The sequence below is a fragment of the Acinetobacter gerneri DSM 14967 = CIP 107464 = MTCC 9824 genome (assembly GCF_000368565.1).
GTDB lineage: Bacteria > Pseudomonadota > Gammaproteobacteria > Pseudomonadales > Moraxellaceae > Acinetobacter > Acinetobacter gerneri.
In genome coordinates this window covers 1-1,939 of sequence record NZ_KB849517.1, presented here as the reverse complement: position 1 = coordinate 1,939, position 1,939 = coordinate 1, and the positions used below count along the sequence as shown (strand labels likewise).

Sequence of the window (1,939 nt, the reverse complement as noted above, 5' to 3'; positions counted from 1 at the left end):
AGCCAGGTTACTTTTCGAAATATTATATTAATCAATCTGAATGGGTTGAAATGTGGGCTAAAGCCTTACGTGCAGACTATTTGCCATCTGTTAACGTAAAAGCAATTAGAGCAGGAAATAACGAAAAAAGTAAAAAAGCATTAGAGAAACAAATCTGTGAAACCCTCAAATATAGCGTAAAGCCGTCTGATTTAGCCGTAGAGCGCGATAAGGGTGCTTGGTTGCATGAGATGACTAAACAAGTCCATAAAATGCGTTTTGTGGCAACAGGAGGCGTTTTAAAGGGCATCTTGAAGCCAGATGATGAAATTACAAATGAAGAAATGATTTCATCATCAGAAGAAACTGAGGACGTTGGAGAGGGTCGAGTTGCTTTTCAATTCAACTCTGAATATCGGAGATATGTGTATGCACCGAAATTTAATGAATATGCGGAGTGATTATGAAACCTATTCCTGAACGTGGTGATGAATTAGTTTTAACTTGTAGAGGTTGCTCTAAGTCAAACTTAATGAAAATTAAATCAATTAAGAAGAATGCTCAAAATGAAGATGGAAGCTGGTGTTATACGGTTAAGGCTGTATGTAATATCTGCGGTTTTATGAATGGGGATTATCGCCCTATTTGGTACAATTTTTATAGAATCGGAATAATTGATTTTTAGGTTTTATATTTATTTAAACCCCTCTTTGGGGTTTTTTCATTTCTGAATAGCAGTGAAGTAATGCACGCTTACTCGTTTCTCCGAAACGACCCTAAAAACCAATTCCCGAAGGGCGCACTTTACCATTGGAAAAAATCCAATGACTGCGTTAGGGGCTTCACCCCTAAAACCCCGATAACGGCAAAAACGAAAAATTAAAATTTTCCATTTTTGCCGTTTCTGAAAAAAACCGAGCGAGTGTCTACGAGTGACGACCCCACCATAAAAATTCCAAAACCTTTCCTCCCTGATTACAAGCTCCCATAAAAATCCTAAGCGAGAAAAACCGAGCAAAGCGACGACCCGATTTTTGTTTCTCAAATGAGAAACGCGGAAGCGTGCATTACTGAAAAATCATCACGAATTTGCTAGGGGTGAAAAATCAAAAAAAGGCATCTGAAAAGGGGGCAAAAATGGGGATTTTTGAGGGGGTTTTTCCTTGTATTTATTATTAAGGGATATCTCTGATTTATGAAATGGGGTTCTAGCCCTTGCGGTGTATGGTTTTGAGGGGGTTTTGCAGGTTAGTTGATTTTCAAAAAAAAAGCCCGTAAAGTTTGAGGTGCGATCCAACAAACTAAACAGAGCTTTTCTATGTCTCAATCTTGCCATAATTCCGACCTTGGAATCAATTTTTTAACAGAAATTTCACCTCATGAAGTTTCTTGGGATGAACATCGTTCCGATGCTGAATCCGTTAAAATTCTCTATAACTACTCCGTCGAACTTGCAAAGTATGCAGATCGCATTAACGGCTGTTCAGGCATTTTAAAATTTGGTGTTAGTCCAAACCAAGGAAAGTTAGTTCTCAAGCAAGCATTTTTTTGCCGTGTCCGTCATTGTCCTGTCTGTCAGTGGCGTAGATCCCTTTTATGGAGAGCGGTTATGTTTCAGCAATTACCGAAGATTCAGAAACTCTATCCAACACACCGCTGGGTGTTTCTAACTATGACTGTAAGAAACCCGCCAATTATTGAGCTTAGAGACACTTTGAAACACATGAATGAATCATGGCAAAGGCTAATTCAAACAAAGGCGTTTAAATCAGGTGTTGCAGGTTTTATTAGAACAACTGAGGTAACTAGGGGCAAGGATGCTGAAATGATGTCACATCCTCACTATCACGCTCTTTTACTGGTTAAGCCAGGTTACTTTTCGAAATATTATATTAATCAATCTGAATGGGTTGAAATGTGGGCTAAAGCCTTACGTGCAGACTATTTGCCATCTGTTAAC

Annotated in this window: 3 protein-coding genes; all 3 read left to right on the top strand. The window is 38.7% G+C overall.

What is annotated here, in order from left to right:
* Positions 1 to 440 (top strand): protein rep (locus F960_RS00110; protein ID WP_004845303.1); only part of this gene is annotated, 440 nt, incomplete at its 5' end.
* A 2-nt stretch (positions 441 to 442) separates the two neighbouring features.
* Positions 443 to 664: a hypothetical protein gene (locus F960_RS00105; protein WP_004845302.1), complete on the top strand. Its 222-nt coding sequence runs from the start codon at positions 443 to 445 to the stop codon at positions 662 to 664.
* A 633-nt stretch (positions 665 to 1,297) separates the two neighbouring features.
* Positions 1,298 to 1,939 (top strand): protein rep (locus F960_RS00100; protein WP_004845301.1); only part of this gene is annotated, 642 nt, incomplete at its 3' end.

Coding starts and splice junctions, on each gene's coding strand:
- F960_RS00105 (WP_004845302.1), top strand. CDS start 443: ATGAAACCTATTCCTGAACGTGGTGATGAATTAGTTTTAACTTGTAGA.